The sequence below is a fragment of the Inhella proteolytica genome (assembly GCF_016093275.1).
Lineage (GTDB): Bacteria > Pseudomonadota > Gammaproteobacteria > Burkholderiales > Burkholderiaceae_C > Inhella > Inhella proteolytica.
Genome location: NZ_JAEDAK010000009.1, coordinates 18,457 through 31,729 on the forward strand (window position 1 = coordinate 18,457; position 13,273 = coordinate 31,729).

A 13,273-nucleotide genomic window follows, 5' to 3' on the forward strand; every position below is an offset into this window, starting at 1 on the left:
CGCCCGCACAATCGGCCGTGGCGCCCTGCGCCTCGCCCCCATGCGCAGCACCCTGTTCAGCCTTCTCATCCTGGTCGGCCCCGCCACCGCTTCCGCCGCGGAGCCCATCCCCGTGCACGTGCTCGAAGCCCCGCGCGGTGCGGACGGCCAGCCGCAGACGCATCCGGTCACCGGGCTGCAGGAGCGCATGCAGAAGGTCTTTGACACCGCCGGGCTGGCCGTGCGCTTCGAGCCCGTGCCCTTGCGCCGCAGCTTGCAGGCCCTGAGCCGCAATGACGAAGCGCTCTGCGTGCTGGGCGTGTTCCGCACACCGGAGCGCGAGGCCTTCGGCCGCTACTCACGCCCCGTGGTGCTGGAGGAGCAGCAGGTGCTGATTGCCCCGGCGCGGGTGGCTGCGCAGCTGCGGCAGCTCGCCACGGCGCAGCTGGCGCTGCATGACTCCCGCTTCCAGCTGCTCGTGTACGAAGGCGTTTCCTATGGCGTGGAGCTGGACCGCTGGATCGCCCTGCGCCCGCAGTCGCCCGTGCGCGCCAGCTCCGGCACCGCCCGTGCCCTGCCGATGCTGGAGCGCGGCCATGCCGATCTGATGATCGGCGCGCGCAGCGAGCTCGAAGCCATGCGCCGCCGCGAGGGCTACCCGATGGGCCGCTTCGAGGCCGTACTGCTGCCCGGCATGCCGGCACCACCCACCCGGCATCTGCTGTGCAGCCGCAAGGTCGACCCCGCCTGGGTGGCGCGCTTTGATGCGGCGCTGCCGGCGGTGCCCTGGCAGCCACAGCCCCCGCCCTAGGCCCGCCATGCACACCCCCCTGCCGCGCCTCGGCACGCTGCTCGCCATCCTGCTTTCAATGCGGGCGCCCGCCTGGGCTGAAGCGCCCGTGCCCGTGCATGTGCTGGAGTCGATGCGCGCCCCGGATGGTCAGGGGGCCGTGCTCAACGGGCCGCTGCTGCTGCAGCGCGCCCGGCAGGCCTTTGACGCCGCCGGCCTGAGCGTGCGCCTGGAGTTCATGCCGCTGCGCCGCAGCCTGCACGAGCTGCAGGCCAACCGCACGGCCTTCTGCCTGCTCGGCGCGTTCTACACCCCCGAGCGGGCCGGCTTCGGCCGCTACTCCAAGGCCTTGGTACGGGAGGAGCAGCAGGTGCTGATCGGCCCGCCCGCCGTGATGGCGCAGCTGGCGGAACGGCCCGATGCGCAAGCCGCGCTGCAAGACCCGCGCTTCGAGCTGCTCAGCTTCGAGGGCGTGTCCTACGGCGCCGAGCTGGACCGCTGGATTGCGGGCCGTGCCCGCCCGGCCCAGCTGGTCAGCGCCGGCACGGCCCGCGCCCTGCCGATGCTGGCGCGCGGCCGTGCCGACTTCATGATCAGCACCCGCAGCGAACTGGCGCTGATGCTGCAGCGCCAGGGCTATGGCCCGAACGAGTTCGTTGCCCTGCAACCGCCCGGCATGCCGGAGCCGCCCAGCCGGCACTTGCTGTGCAGCCTCAAGGTGGATCCCGGCTGGGTGGCGCGCTTTGATGCCGCGTTGCCGGATCTCCCCTTGCAGGGGGCCGCGCCGAAGTAACGCCTGGCCTGCGGCCAGGCTCAGTAACGCTCCGGCCCGCCCGCCACCCGCAGATAGGTCTGCGCAATCCACGCCACCAGCAGGCGCTTCAGCCAGGCGCCCAGGCCTTGCGGTGCGCCGGCCGGGTGGATGGCCTCGGCCCCTTCGAGCGCGCGCTCGAAGGCCTGGCCAATTTCCTGGTTGAAGCCGGCGTCGTAAACGACCACATTGGCTTCCAGGTTCAGCAGCAGCGAGGTCGGGTCGAGATTGCTGCTGCCCACGGTGGCCCATTCGGCATCGGCCAGCGCCACCTTGGCGTGCAGGAAGGCGGCGCGGTATTCATAGATGCGCACGCCGCGCGCCAGCAGCTCGGCATACAGCGCGCGCGCGGCCAGCGCGGCGAGGCGGTAGTCGAAGCGGCCCTGCAGCAGCAGGCGCACCTGCACGCCACGCCGGGCCGCGCCCAGCAGCGCGCGCAGCAGGCGGGCGCTGGGGTAGAAGTAAGGGCAGATGAGATCGAAGCGGGTCTGCGCGCTGCGCAGCGCGTGCAGGTACTCGCGCTCGATGTCGTGGCGGTGGCGCAGGTTGTCGCGCAGCACGAAGGCGGCACGCACCGGGCGGCGGTCGGACTGGGCGGCGCGCTGCTGGGCGCGCAAGGCCTTGCGCACGCCCAGCAGGCCGCGCGTGCGCTGCCACCAGCGGCCCAGCAGCTCGCGCGAGCGGTCCACCAGCTCGGGGGCGAGCAGCCAGTCGCGCAGCTCCTCGCTGAAATCGCGGCCCAGCCAAGCGCGCGTCCAGACCTTGCGGGCGGCGCGCGCCACGTCGTGCGCCAGCGCGCCGCGCAGGTGCACGGCGTAATCGAGCCGCGGCGCCTCCAGCTCGCCGTGGTTCAGGTCGCGCCGGTCGTCGATGAGGTTGATGCCGCCCACGAAGGCGTGCTCGCCGTCCACCACGCAGAGCTTCTGGTGCAGGCGACGCAGCTGGCCCGGCTGCAGCCAGTGCCACCAGCGGTCGATGGGGCGGAACACCGCCAGCGCCACGCCGCTGCCCTCCAGCCGCTCCTGCCACCAGGGCAAGGCGTGGCGGGCGCCGAAGCCATCCACCACCATGCGCACGCGCACGCCGCGCCGCGCCGCGGCGCGCAGCGCGTCCAGCACCGCTTCTGAAGGGGCATCGGTGTGCACGATGTAGCTGGCGAACCAGACCTCGTGGGTGGCAGCACGGATGGCCTCGCACAGCGCAGGGAAGAGTTCATCGCCGCCTTCGAGCAGGCGGATCTCGTGGCCGCCGCAGGGGGCGGCGCGCGCGCGCATCACCGGTCGGGCTCCAGCTCCGCCACCAGGGGCAGGTGGTCGCTCACGCGCGCCCAGGGCAGGCCGCGCGGCACTTCGATGCGGCGGCAGCGCAGACCACGCAGGTAGACGCGATCGAGCGCGAAGATCGGCGCGCGCGAGGGGAAGGTCTGGGGCCGGTGGCCGTCCACCTCGGCGCGGTGCAGTTGCAGATCGGCCAGGGCCGGATCCAGGCGCTCGCGCCAGTCGTTGAAGTCGCCGGTGACGAGCAGCGCGGCATCCGGCGGCACCTCGCGCTCCAGATAGGCGCCGAGGCGGTGCACCTGGCGCAGCCGGCTGCCGGCAAACAGGCCCAGGTGCAGCACCACCACATGCAGCGGGCAGCCCGGCCAGTCGACCTGCACATGCAGCAGGCCGCGCTGTTCCAGCCGGTGGTCGGAGACGTCGTGGTGGCCCACATGCAGGATGGGCCAGCGCGAGAGCAGCGCATTGCCATGCTCGCCGCCATTGGTGACGGCATTGCTGCGGTAGACGGTGTGAAAGCCCTCGGGCGCGAGGTACTGGGCCTGCCCCTCCTCAGGCCAGCCCTGGTGGGCGAAGCGGCGCGCCTCGTGGTGGTTGAACGCCCGCACCTCCTGCAGCGCCACCAGATCGGCAGCCAGCTCGCGCACACCCTCGCGCAGCGAGTGGATCTCCAGCCGGCGAGCCGGCCCGAGGCCGCGCACGCCCTTGTGGATGTTGTAGGTGGCCAGGCGCAGCGTAGATTCCTGAATGTCGCTCATGCTTCGAAGTCGCGGCCGCACACGCGGTTGCGGCCGCCATGCTTGGCGTCGTAGAGGGCCGCGTCGGCGGCCTGCAGCAGGGTGTCGGGCGTCAGCATGGGCCGCCCCGCGCTGGCCAGCCAGGCGGCCACGCCGATGCTGACCGTCAGCACCTCGGCCACGCTGGAGCGGGCATGCGGCAGCGCCAGGGCCTGCACGGCGGCGCGCAGGCGTTCGGCCACGGCCAGCGCGCCGGGGGCCTCGGTTTCGGGCAGCAGGCAGACGAACTCCTCGCCGCCGTAGCGCGCCGCCAGGTCCACCGGCCGCAGCATGCCGCGCTGCAGGGCCTGGGCCACGGCGCGCAGCGCGTCGTCGCCGGCCTGGTGGCCGTAATGGTCGTTGTAGGCCTTGAAGAAGTCCACGTCGATCATGGCCAGCGCCAGCGGTTGGGCGGTGCGCGCGGCGTGGCGCAGTTCGGCGTTCAGGCGCTCGTCGAGCGCGCGGCGGTTGTGCAGGCCGGTCAGGCCGTCGATGAAGGCCAGGCGGCGCAGCTGGTCGGACTGCTGCTTGAGCGTGAGGTGGGTGCGCACGCGCGCCCGCACCACGGCGGGGTTGATGGGCTTGTGGATGAAGTCCACCGCGCCGGCTTCGAGCCCGCGCGTCTCGACTTCGTCATTGCCATGCGCGGTGACGAAGATGACCGGGATGTCGCGCGTGAGCTCCTGCGCCTTGAGCGCCTGGCAGACGGCCAGGCCGTCCATGTCGGGCAGCTCCAGGTCGAGCAGGATCAGGTCGGGCCGCTGCTGCTCGGCCACCTGCAGGGCCTGGCGACCGGTGGTGGCCATGAAGACCTGGTGGTCGGCCGCGAAGCTGCGGTACAGCGCCTGGATGTTGATGGGCTGGTCGTCGACGACCAGCAGGCGCGGCGCGGCGGACGGATCGGGTTCGTTCATGGGGCGGGTTCTTGCAGCCAGCGCCGCACCAGCTCGGCGGCGGCGGCGAAATCGAATTGGTCCACCAGGGTCTCCAGGTCCTTCAGCTTACGCCCCAGGCCGAGCGCACGCAGGCGCGGCAGGCGCTCCAGCGCGGCCAGATCGGAGCTCCGCAGCAGGGTCAGCAGCGCCTCCAGCTCGGCGCGCAGGGGCGCAGGCGCAGCCGCTCCGGCGGCGGGCGCGGGCTCGGGGGCGGCCTGCACCCCGAGCTCGCCGTGCAGCGCCACGGCCAGGGCCTCCAGGCCGGGGCGCGCTTCGTCCAGCAGGGTGCGCACGCAGGCCTCTTGCTCGGGGCCGGAGCGTGCGGCCGCGCCGCCCAGGGCCTGAAGTTCGTCGGCCAGCACCTGCGCGCCCAGCGTGGCGGCATTGCCCTGCAGGCTGTGCAGGCGGCGCGCGTCCAGCGCGCGCGGCTCGCGCAGCTCGGCCAGGAAGCCGTCCAGGCAGCGCGAGTAGACGGCACGCTGGCCGCCCAGGCGCGCCAGCGCGGTGCTCAGGTTCACGCCGGCGGCCAGGGCCAGTGCGTGCACGGGGTCGGCAAGGTTGCTGTCCGTCACCGGCGCGGGACGGCCCGGCAAGGGGGCGGCCCGGCCGGTCCAGCGCCGCAGCGTGACCACCAGCTGCTCCAGCTCGAAGGGCTTGCCGATCAGGTCGTCCAGCCCGGCGTTCAGGCAGGCCTGGCGGTCGGCCGCGCTGGCGTTGGCGGACATGCCGATCACCGGCAGGCGCAGGCCGGCACGGCGCAGGCGGCGCGTGGCCTCCAGCCCATCCAGCTGGGGCATCTGCAGGTCCATCAGTACGGCGTCGAAGGCCTCGGGGGTGGCCTGCAGCGCCGCCAGGCCCTGCGCGCCATCGTCTGCCAGCTGCAGTTGGGCGCCCTCCAGGCGCAGGAGCTCGCCCACCACACGCTGGTTGGTGGGGTTGTCCTCGCACACCAGCAGGCGCAGGCCCGGCAGGCGCGGCTGGGGCACCCCGGCGTGCTCGGCCGGCTGCTGCAGGCGCACCAGCGCGCGCCGCAGCGCTCCGGGCGTGAGCGGCTTGAGCAGGGCCAGCGCTGGGCCGTCCAGCAGGCCCTCGGCCTGCCAGCGCTCCTGCAGCTGCAGGCTGCCCAGCACCAGGCAGGGCTGCTCGGGCCGGCGGCTGCGCAGGCGGCGCAGCGGCTCGTCGCCGGCACCCGGGTCCAGCAGCAGCGGTGCGCCCACGGCCAGGGTGTCGAGCTGCAGCGGCGTCTCCAGCAGCTCCAGCTGCCAGCCCAGCTGCTGCACCAGGGCCTGCAGCACGGCGCGGCCCGCCGGCTGCGGCAGCCAGGCGCGCAGCACCTGTGCGGGTGGGGCGGGGGCCGCGGGCAGCTCCACCACCGGCAGGCGCAGCTCGAAGAAGAACTCGCTACCCTGCCCCGGCACGCTGCGCACCTGCAGATGGCCGCCCATCAGCGCCACCAGGTGCTGGCTGATGGCCAGGCCCAGACCCGTGCCGCCAAAGCGGCGCGTGGTGCTGGCTTCGGCCTGGGTGAAGCCGGCAAAGATGCGCTGCTGGTGCTCGGGCGCAATGCCGATGCCGGTGTCCTTGGCGCTGAAGGCCAGCAGGCAGCGCCCCGCCTCGCGAGCCAGCAGGCGCACCTGCAGGCGCACCTCGCCGCGTTCGGTGAACTTGACGGCGTTGGAGCCCAGGTTCAGCAGCACCTGCTGCAGGCGCAGCGCGTCTCCCAGCACGGCGGCGGGCAGCGCGGGGTCGAGGTCGAAGATCAGCTCCACCGGCTTGTCGCGCAGGCCGGCGGCCCACAGCGGCGCCAGCTCGCGCCAGAAGTCCTCGAACACGATGGGCTGGGGGTCCAGGCCCATCTTGCCGGCCTCGATCTTGGCGAAGTCCAGCGTGTCGTTCAGCAGGGCCAGCAGGGCGCGCGCCGCGCTGTCGGCCTGGCCCAGGTAGTCGCTCTGGCGCGCGTTCAGGCCGCTGCGGCCCAGCAGGGCCAGCATGCCCAGCACGGCATGCAGCGGCGTGCGGATCTCATGGCTCATGTTCGCCAGGAACTGGCTCTTGGCGGTGGCGGCCGCCTGCGCGCGCTCGCTGGCCTGCACCAGCTCGGTGATGTCGATGCGAAAGCCCACCACATGGCCATCGCTCATGCGGCGGTCGATGACGCGCAGCACGCGGCCGTCACTCAGATGCAGCAGTTCGTTGACGGCGCCGGCGCGGCGCTCGGCGAGACGCCGTGCCACCCAGGCTTCTTCCTGCCCGCTGGCGGCTGGCACGAGGCCGCGCTCGGCCAGCTCGGTGAGCAGGCTGCGGTAGGGCGTGCCGGGCTCGAACAGCTCGGGGCCCTGGGGCAGCAGCTGGCGGTAGCGCTCGTTGCAGAACACCAGGCGGTCCTGCGGGTCGTAGAGCGCAAAGGCCTGGTCGACGGCGTCGATGGCGGCACGCAGCTGCTCGGCGCTGCGGCGCACCTGCTCCTGGGCCTCGCGGCGCGCGCTCACGTCCTGCAAGGTGCCGTGCAGATGGGCCGGCCGGCCGCCCTGGAACTCGACCTCGCCCACCACGCGCACCCAGATCTTGCGGTCGCGCGCCGTCACCAGCGGCAGCTCCAGCTCGAAGCCGCGGCCGTGCTCGCGCGCCGCGTCCAGGGCCTCGTGCAGGCTCAGCTGCGCCTCGGGCGCAAAGTAGCCCAGCGCCTCTTCCAGGCTGGGCTGGTGGTCGAGCGGCAGCTCGTGCAGGCGGCAGGCCTGCTCGGTCCAGCGCATGGTCTGCGTGCGCAAATCCAGCGCCCAGCCGCCCACGCCGCCAATGCGGCCGCTGCGGTCCAGCAGCTCGCGGCCGGCGGCCAGCTCGGCTTCCATGCGCTTGCGCTCGTGGATGTCGGTCTGGATCAGGATCGGCCCCTGCGGGCTCTGCAGGCATTCCTGCAGCACCCAGTGCAGGCTGCCGTCGCGGCCGCGCGCGGCGCGCTCGCCGTCGCCCAGCTCGATCTGCAGCAGCTCCTCCACCTTGTGGCCCAGGGCTTCCTCGGCGCGCCAGCCGTGCAGCTGGCTGAAGGCCTCGTTGACCCAGCTGATGCGGCCCTCCGGGTCGGCCATCAGCACGGCGTTGGAGCTGCGCCGCGCCACGCGCGAGAGCTGTTCCAGTTCGCGCGTGAGCGCCTGGTTCTCCAGCTCCACCCGCTCGCGGGCGCGCAGCTGCTGCACCAGCAGCAGGCCGAACAGGTAGCTGAGCAGCACGCCGGCCGCCGCCAGGCCGGCCGCAGGCCATAGCGGGTACTTTGCGCTGAGTGCCGGGCTGGGCTGGCTTTCCAGCAGCAGGCCGCGGCCCAGCACCTGCAGCAGCTGGGTCTGGCCGGCCACACCGGGCCGCCAGCCGGGGCTGATGTGCAGCGGCGTGGCGGGTTGGGCGCGGTCGCTCAGGCGCAGGGCCAGATCACCGGCGCCCAGGGCCTCCAGGTCCTGCAGCAGGCCGGCGGGTTGCAGCGGCGCCAGCAGCAGGGCTTGCAGGGCATCGATGCGCTGCTGCGCCGTCTGCTGCGGCTTGCCCGCCTGGTAGAGCGGCAGCGCCAGCACCCAGCCCTGGCCGGTGGGGGCCGAGAGCTGCGGCTGGGCCTGTGCCACCGCGGCGTCCAGCGTGGCACGCCAGGCCGGGTCGCCATCCAGCGGCGGGGCCTGCGTGCCGGGCGCGGCGGCAAAGGCCTGCCAGGCATAGCCCTGCGCGGTGGCCTGCACCCAGCCGAAGCCCTGCACACCCGGAAAGCGCCCCAGCAGTTCGCGCGATTGCACATAGCGCTCCAGCGCCGGCTGCTCCAGGCGCTGCGTGGCCTCCAGCATGCCGCGCAGGCCGCGCAGGCCCTCGGTGGGGGCCTCGACGCGCTGCTGCAGCACCAGGGCCACGCGCTGGCTCAGGCGCTGCAGCTCGGCCTCGGCCTGGCGCTGGGTGCTGCGCGCCAAGCCATAGCCGGCCGCCAGCGACAGCAGGCTGCCGCACAGGGCCACGGCCAGGGCCAGGCGCAGGCGCTGGCGCAGCGCGGCGGAGGTGGCAGGAGGGCTGGCGCGGCTCACCGCGCCATCATGCGCGCGGGCAGCAGCGGCCGGCCATCAGGGTTGGCGCCGGGGTAGGCGCCGGGGCAACTGCAGGATGGCCTCGGCGTTCGAGGGCGAGAAGCAGGCATCGGCCGCCTGCTGCCAGGGCAGCCAGCGCCAGGCCCGGTGCTCACGCGGGTTCAGCTGCACCGGCGTACCGGCCGGCACGGTGAGGCCAAACACGCGCTCGCGGTTGTGCGTCACCCCCGGGGCGTAGCGGTGCGCCCAGCGCGGGTAGATCTCGTAGACGTTTTCCAGCTCCCAGTCGGCAAGGCTGCCGGCGCGGATGCCGGTTTCCTCGGCCACCTCGCGCCAGGCCGTCACGGTCCAGGGCTCGTCCGCATGGTCCTTGGCGCCGGTGACGGACTGCCAGAAACCGGGCGGCTCCACACGTTCGATCAGCAGCACGTCCAGCGCCGGAGTGTGGATCACCACCAGCACCGACTCAGGGATCTTGAAAGGCATGCCGCGTTATACGCGGCGCTGACTCCACAGCACGCCGCCCACGATCAAGCCCATGCCCACCAGCGTGGCCAGGCCCGGTGCCTCGCCCAGCAGCGCCCAGGCCAGCAGGCCGGCCAGCACCGGCGTGAGCGCGCCAGCGGCGGCACAACGCTGCGCACCCAGGCGCGCCACCGCCAGGCTGAAGCTGAAGGTAGACACCAGGCCCACGCCCAGGCCCTGCACCAGAAACTGCAGCAGCAGGGTGTCGGTGGGCAGGGCCAGCAGGGCCGTGGGGGGCTGCCAGACCAGCAAGGGCAGCAGCAGCAGGCTGGACAGCAGCGCCAGCAGGGCCACCGCCTCCAGCGGCTGCAGCCCGGCGCGGCGCAGCGCCAGGGTGTAGTTCGACCACAGCAGGCTGCACAGCAGGAACAGCCCATAGACCCAGGCGGCCCCACTGGCGCCCGAGCCCAGCACCAGCAGCACCAGCACGCCTACCGCAATGGCCAGCAGCGCCGGCCAGCGCGCCAGGGCCGTGCGGCCGCCGGCAAACGCGGCCAGCAGCGCGGCGGAGAGCGGCAGCGTGCCCGGAATCAGGGTGGCGCCATCGGCCACCGGCGCGTGGCGCATGGCCCAGCCGGCCAGCAGAAAGTAGGGCAGGCCCGCGCCGAACAGGATGGCCAACAGCAGCCGCGGCGGCACCTGCAGCAGGCGGCGGCGCCGCGCCCAGGCCAGCGGGGCCAGCAGCAGCGCCGCCGGCAGGAAGCGCAGCAGCGCCAGGTCGGTGGGCGCCAGCGCCGCCTTGGCCCCTGCACGCAGCGACAGGAAGAAGCCCGCCCAGATGAGCAGGGTCAGGCCCATGGCCGCCCAACCCAGTTGGCTGGCACTCAGGGCCGGCAGGCGAATCAGGGCCCAGGGGCTGGCGGCGCGGAACTGCATGGTCGTCGAACTCCGTGTTAACCCTAGGAATTCTGACCAGGCGGTCGGGGTGGATTTCAGCGATTTCGATGCCGGAACGGATCGCTATTGGCGAAAATCACCAAAATCAAATCATCAAGAAGCGATTTCAACCCATGGACGCCCTGGACCTGCAAATCCTCGACCTGCTGCAGCGTGATGGCCGCCTCAGCATCGCCGAGCTGTCCGAGCGCGTCGCCCTGTCGCAATCCCCCTGCGCACGCCGGCTCAAGCGCCTGGAAGAGGCGGGGCTGATCGACGGCTACCGCGCGGTGCTGAACCGCAAGGCCTTGAACCTCGGGGTGACGGTGTTCGTCAACGTGCGCCTGCAGCATCACCGCGAGGACGCCGTGCGCGAGTTCGAGGGTGCCGCCCAGGCCATGGCCGAGGTGCTGGCCTGCCATGTGGTGTCAGGCGCGCACGACTACCTTCTGGAGGTGGTGGTGCGCGAGCTGGCCGACTACGAACACTGCGTGCGCCGGCTGCAGGCCCTGCCGATGGTGCAGGACATCACCAGCAGCTTCTCCATCCGCAGCGTGAAGACAGGGGCGCCGCTGCCGCTGCGCTGAGGCGGGAAATCAGTCCGGCTTGTTCTTCTTCGTCGCCACCGGCGGCGGCAGGTCCTTGGCGGCCAGCTCGCGCGCCTGCTGCACCAGCTGGTTGTGCGCATCCAGGAAAGCGGCGGCGATCACCTTGCCCTCGTTGCTGTTGGCCCAGCCGGCCCCGGCCGCGCCGCCCAGCTTGCCCATCATGAAGCCGCCCACGCCCAGGTCGGTGACGCGCACCGAGCCCGTGGCCGCGGCCACCTGTTCGGTGGTCTCGCTGTCCACCAGCAGCAGGGTCACCTGGGCCTCCTTGAGCTTGACCTGCTCGGCCGCCCCGACGAAGTTCCGCAGCACCGGGATCTGCCCCAGGATGCCGCCGACCTGACGGCCGGCGTCCATCTCGCTGAAGGTGAGCGAGGGCGTGAGCATGTACTGCGCCTCGTAGCCTTTGCCCTTGTGGACCGTGCTGTCCTTCTGGCGCAGCAGGCCGGACTCCTTCAGCTCATGCTCCTGCACGATCTGCTTGAGACCCATATTGCGGTCCACGACGCGGAAGCAGCCGCTCTGCTGCGCCAGCAGGCGCACCAGCGGCAGCGGCGTCTCGGGCAGGCCGCGCGCGCCGCCGTAGACATAGCCGTTCGGGTTCTCCACCAGCGCCAGCGTGGCCACCGGCGCGTCGCACTTCACCAGCTCCTTGGCCGCGTTCTTGGCGCCAGCCGGGCCGCCCGAGCCCGTCACCACCGAACCGCCCTGCCCCAGCTCGGTGCCTTGCTTGCCGCAGGCGCTCAATGCCATCACCACACAGAGACCAAGTACGCGCTTCATACGATTTGTCACCAGAAATGAAAAAGGGCAGCCGAAGCTGCCCTGGGATTCGATCACGCCGCCATCAAGCCGCGGTGGCTGCGGCATTGCGCAGGCGGATGTGCAGCTCGCGCAGCTGCTTCTCGTCCACATTGCTCGGCGCGCCGGTCAGCAGGCACTGGGCGCGCTGGGTCTTCGGGAAGGCGATCACGTCGCGGATCGACTCGGCCTTGGTCATCAGCGTCACCAGGCGGTCCAGGCCGAAGGCCAGGCCACCATGCGGGGGCGCGCCGTACTGCAGGGCGTCGAGCAGGAAGCCGAACTTGACGCGCTGGTCTTCCTCGCTGATGTTCAGCGCCTCGAAGACCTTGGCCTGCACCTCGGCGCGGTGGATACGCACCGAGCCGCCGCCCAGTTCCCAGCCGTTCAGCACCATGTCGTAGGCCTTGGCAATGCAACGACCCGGGTCGGTGGCCATGTAGTCCTCATGCCCGTCCTTCGGTGCGGTGAAGGGGTGGTGCACGGCGGCCCAGCGGCCGTTTTCCTCGTCGTGCTCGAACATCGGGAAGTCCACCACCCACAGCGGCGCCCAGCGGTCCTCGAACAGGCCCTTGGCCTTGGCGAACTCGCTGTGGCCGATCTTGATGCGCAGCGCACCGATGGCGTCGTTGACGACCTTGGCCTTGTCGGCACCGAAGAACAGGATGTCGCCATCCTGCGCGCCCGAGCGCTTCAGGATCTCGGCAATCGCCGCGTCGTGCAGGTTCTTGACGATGGGCGACTGCAGACCCTCGCGGCCCTTGGCCACCTCATTGACCTTGACCCAGGCCAGGCCCTTGGCGCCGTAGATCTTGACGAACTCGGTGTAGGCGTCGATCTCGCCGCGGCTCATCTCGGCGCCGCCGGGCACGCGCAGCGCCACCACGCGGCCACCCGGGGTGGTGGCCGGGCCGCTGAAGACCTTGAAGTCCACATCGCCCATGCAGTCGGTCAGCTCGGTGAACTCGAGCTTGACGCGCAGGTCGGGCTTGTCGGAACCGAAGCGGTGCATGGCCTCGGCGTACTTCATCACCGGGTAGTCACCCAGCTCCACGTTCATGGCCTTGCGGAAGACGTGGCGGATCATCCCTTCGAACATCGAGCGGATCTCTTCCTCGGTCAGGAAGCTGGTCTCGATATCGATCTGGGTGAACTCGGGCTGGCGGTCGGCGCGCAGGTCCTCGTCGCGGAAGCACTTGGTGATCTGGTAGTAGCGGTCGAAGCCGGCCACCATCAGCAGCTGCTTGAAGAGCTGGGGGCTCTGCGGCAGCGCGAAGAACATGCCGTCGTGCACGCGGCTGGGCACCAGGTAGTCGCGTGCGCCTTCCGGGGTGCTCTTGGTCAGCATCGGCGTCTCGACGTCGATGAAGCCGTTCTCGTCCAGGAACTTGCGGCACTCCATCGCCACGCGGTAGCGCAGCATCAGGTTCTTCTGCATGGCCGGGCGGCGCAGGTCCAGCACGCGGTGCGTCAGGCGCGTGGTCTCGCTGAGGTTGTCGTCGTCCAGCTGGAACGGCGGCGTGACGCTGGGGTTCAGCACCGTCAGCTCGTGGCAGAGCACCTCGATCTTGCCGCTCACCAGGTTGGCGTTCTCGGTGCCGGCCGGGCGCGCGCGGACCTTGCCCTTGACCTGCAGGCAGAACTCGCCCCGCACGCCCTCGGCCGTCTTGAACATCTCGGCGCGGTCGGGGTCGCAGACCACCTGCACCAGGCCCTGGCGGTCGCGCAGGTCGATGAAGATCACGCCGCCATGGTCACGCCGGCGGTGGGCCCAGCCCATCAGCGTCACCTCTTGACCCAGCAGGGCCTCGCTCACATCACCACAGTAACTCGTACGCATTTC

Annotated in this window: 11 protein-coding genes; 3 read left to right on the forward strand and 8 right to left on the reverse strand. The window is 71.8% G+C overall.

Features of this window, described 5'->3' with window-relative positions; all coding sequences use genetic code 11:
* Window positions 1–40: 40 nt before the first annotated feature.
* Both I7X39_RS13585 and I7X39_RS13590 read left to right on the forward strand, forming a co-directional pair.
* The gene (locus I7X39_RS13585) at window positions 41–790 is read left to right on the forward strand and encodes a substrate-binding periplasmic protein (protein ID WP_198111706.1); all 750 of its coding nucleotides are present in this window, start codon (window positions 41–43) and stop codon (window positions 788–790) included.
* A 7-nt stretch (window positions 791–797) separates the two neighbouring features.
* On the forward strand, window positions 798–1,562 hold the full coding sequence (locus tag I7X39_RS13590; RefSeq protein WP_198111707.1) for a transporter substrate-binding domain-containing protein: 765 nt from the start codon (window positions 798–800) through the stop codon (window positions 1,560–1,562).
* Between the two features lie 20 nt (window positions 1,563–1,582).
* Here I7X39_RS13590 and clsB read toward each other — a convergent pair whose 3' ends face one another.
* Genes clsB through I7X39_RS13620 form a run of 6 tightly spaced genes read right to left on the reverse strand, consistent with a single transcriptional unit; the run spans window position 1,583 to window position 10,024 of the window.
* Window positions 1,583–2,854 (reverse strand): cardiolipin synthase ClsB, encoded by a 1,272-nt coding sequence (gene clsB / locus I7X39_RS13595; protein WP_198111708.1) that lies wholly within the window; start codon window positions 2,852–2,854, stop codon window positions 1,583–1,585.
* Window positions 2,854–3,615 (reverse strand): endonuclease/exonuclease/phosphatase family protein, encoded by a 762-nt coding sequence (locus I7X39_RS13600; RefSeq protein ID WP_198111709.1) that lies wholly within the window; start codon window positions 3,613–3,615, stop codon window positions 2,854–2,856. Before I7X39_RS13600 ends, clsB begins: the two co-directional genes overlap by 1 nt.
* Window positions 3,612–4,547, reverse strand: a complete 936-nt coding sequence (locus tag I7X39_RS13605) for a diguanylate cyclase (protein WP_198111710.1) — start codon at window positions 4,545–4,547, stop codon at window positions 3,612–3,614. The genes I7X39_RS13600 and I7X39_RS13605 overlap by 4 nt, the downstream gene beginning before the upstream one ends.
* The gene (locus I7X39_RS13610) at window positions 4,544–8,623 is read right to left on the reverse strand and encodes an ATP-binding protein (RefSeq protein WP_198111711.1); all 4,080 of its coding nucleotides are present in this window, start codon (window positions 8,621–8,623) and stop codon (window positions 4,544–4,546) included. The genes I7X39_RS13605 and I7X39_RS13610 overlap by 4 nt, the downstream gene beginning before the upstream one ends.
* A gap of 36 nt (window positions 8,624–8,659) precedes the next feature.
* Complete coding sequence (gene nudB, locus I7X39_RS13615) at window positions 8,660–9,109, reverse strand: dihydroneopterin triphosphate diphosphatase (protein ID WP_198111712.1); 450 nt, start codon at window positions 9,107–9,109, stop codon at window positions 8,660–8,662.
* A 6-nt stretch (window positions 9,110–9,115) separates the two neighbouring features.
* On the reverse strand, window positions 9,116–10,024 hold the full coding sequence (locus I7X39_RS13620; RefSeq protein ID WP_198111713.1) for an EamA family transporter: 909 nt from the start codon (window positions 10,022–10,024) through the stop codon (window positions 9,116–9,118).
* A 134-nt stretch (window positions 10,025–10,158) separates the two neighbouring features.
* Between I7X39_RS13620 and I7X39_RS13625 the strand changes: the two genes are divergently transcribed.
* Window positions 10,159–10,611 (forward strand): Lrp/AsnC family transcriptional regulator, encoded by a 453-nt coding sequence (locus I7X39_RS13625; RefSeq protein ID WP_198111714.1) that lies wholly within the window; start codon window positions 10,159–10,161, stop codon window positions 10,609–10,611.
* A 9-nt stretch (window positions 10,612–10,620) separates the two neighbouring features.
* On the opposite strand, the gene I7X39_RS13630 is transcribed toward I7X39_RS13625, so the two are convergent.
* Window positions 10,621–11,412 (reverse strand): CsgG/HfaB family protein, encoded by a 792-nt coding sequence (locus I7X39_RS13630; protein WP_198111715.1) that lies wholly within the window; start codon window positions 11,410–11,412, stop codon window positions 10,621–10,623.
* Between the two features lie 64 nt (window positions 11,413–11,476).
* Window positions 11,477–13,270, reverse strand: coding sequence for an aspartate--tRNA ligase (gene aspS, locus I7X39_RS13635; protein ID WP_198111716.1), 1,794 nt, complete (start codon window positions 13,268–13,270; stop codon window positions 11,477–11,479).
* Between the last annotated feature and the right edge of the window lie 3 nt (window positions 13,271–13,273).

Bases quoted from the DNA above. Each gene is read 5' to 3' on its own strand.
- aspS (WP_198111716.1), bottom strand. From the start codon at position 13,270: ATGCGTACGAGTTACTGTGGTGATGTGAGCGAGGCCCTGCTGGGTCAA.
- I7X39_RS13590 (WP_198111707.1), top strand. From the start codon at position 798: ATGCACACCCCCCTGCCGCGCCTCGGCACGCTGCTCGCCATCCTGCTT.
- clsB (WP_198111708.1), bottom strand. From the start codon at position 2,854: ATGCGCGCGCGCGCCGCCCCCTGCGGCGGCCACGAGATCCGCCTGCTC.
- I7X39_RS13625 (WP_198111714.1), top strand. From the start codon at position 10,159: ATGGACGCCCTGGACCTGCAAATCCTCGACCTGCTGCAGCGTGATGGC.
- I7X39_RS13585 (WP_198111706.1), top strand. From the start codon at position 41: ATGCGCAGCACCCTGTTCAGCCTTCTCATCCTGGTCGGCCCCGCCACC.
- nudB (WP_198111712.1), bottom strand. From the start codon at position 9,109: ATGCCTTTCAAGATCCCTGAGTCGGTGCTGGTGGTGATCCACACTCCG.
- I7X39_RS13605 (WP_198111710.1), bottom strand. From the start codon at position 4,547: ATGAACGAACCCGATCCGTCCGCCGCGCCGCGCCTGCTGGTCGTCGAC.
- I7X39_RS13630 (WP_198111715.1), bottom strand. From the start codon at position 11,412: ATGAAGCGCGTACTTGGTCTCTGTGTGGTGATGGCATTGAGCGCCTGC.
- I7X39_RS13620 (WP_198111713.1), bottom strand. From the start codon at position 10,024: ATGCAGTTCCGCGCCGCCAGCCCCTGGGCCCTGATTCGCCTGCCGGCC.
- I7X39_RS13600 (WP_198111709.1), bottom strand. From the start codon at position 3,615: ATGAGCGACATTCAGGAATCTACGCTGCGCCTGGCCACCTACAACATC.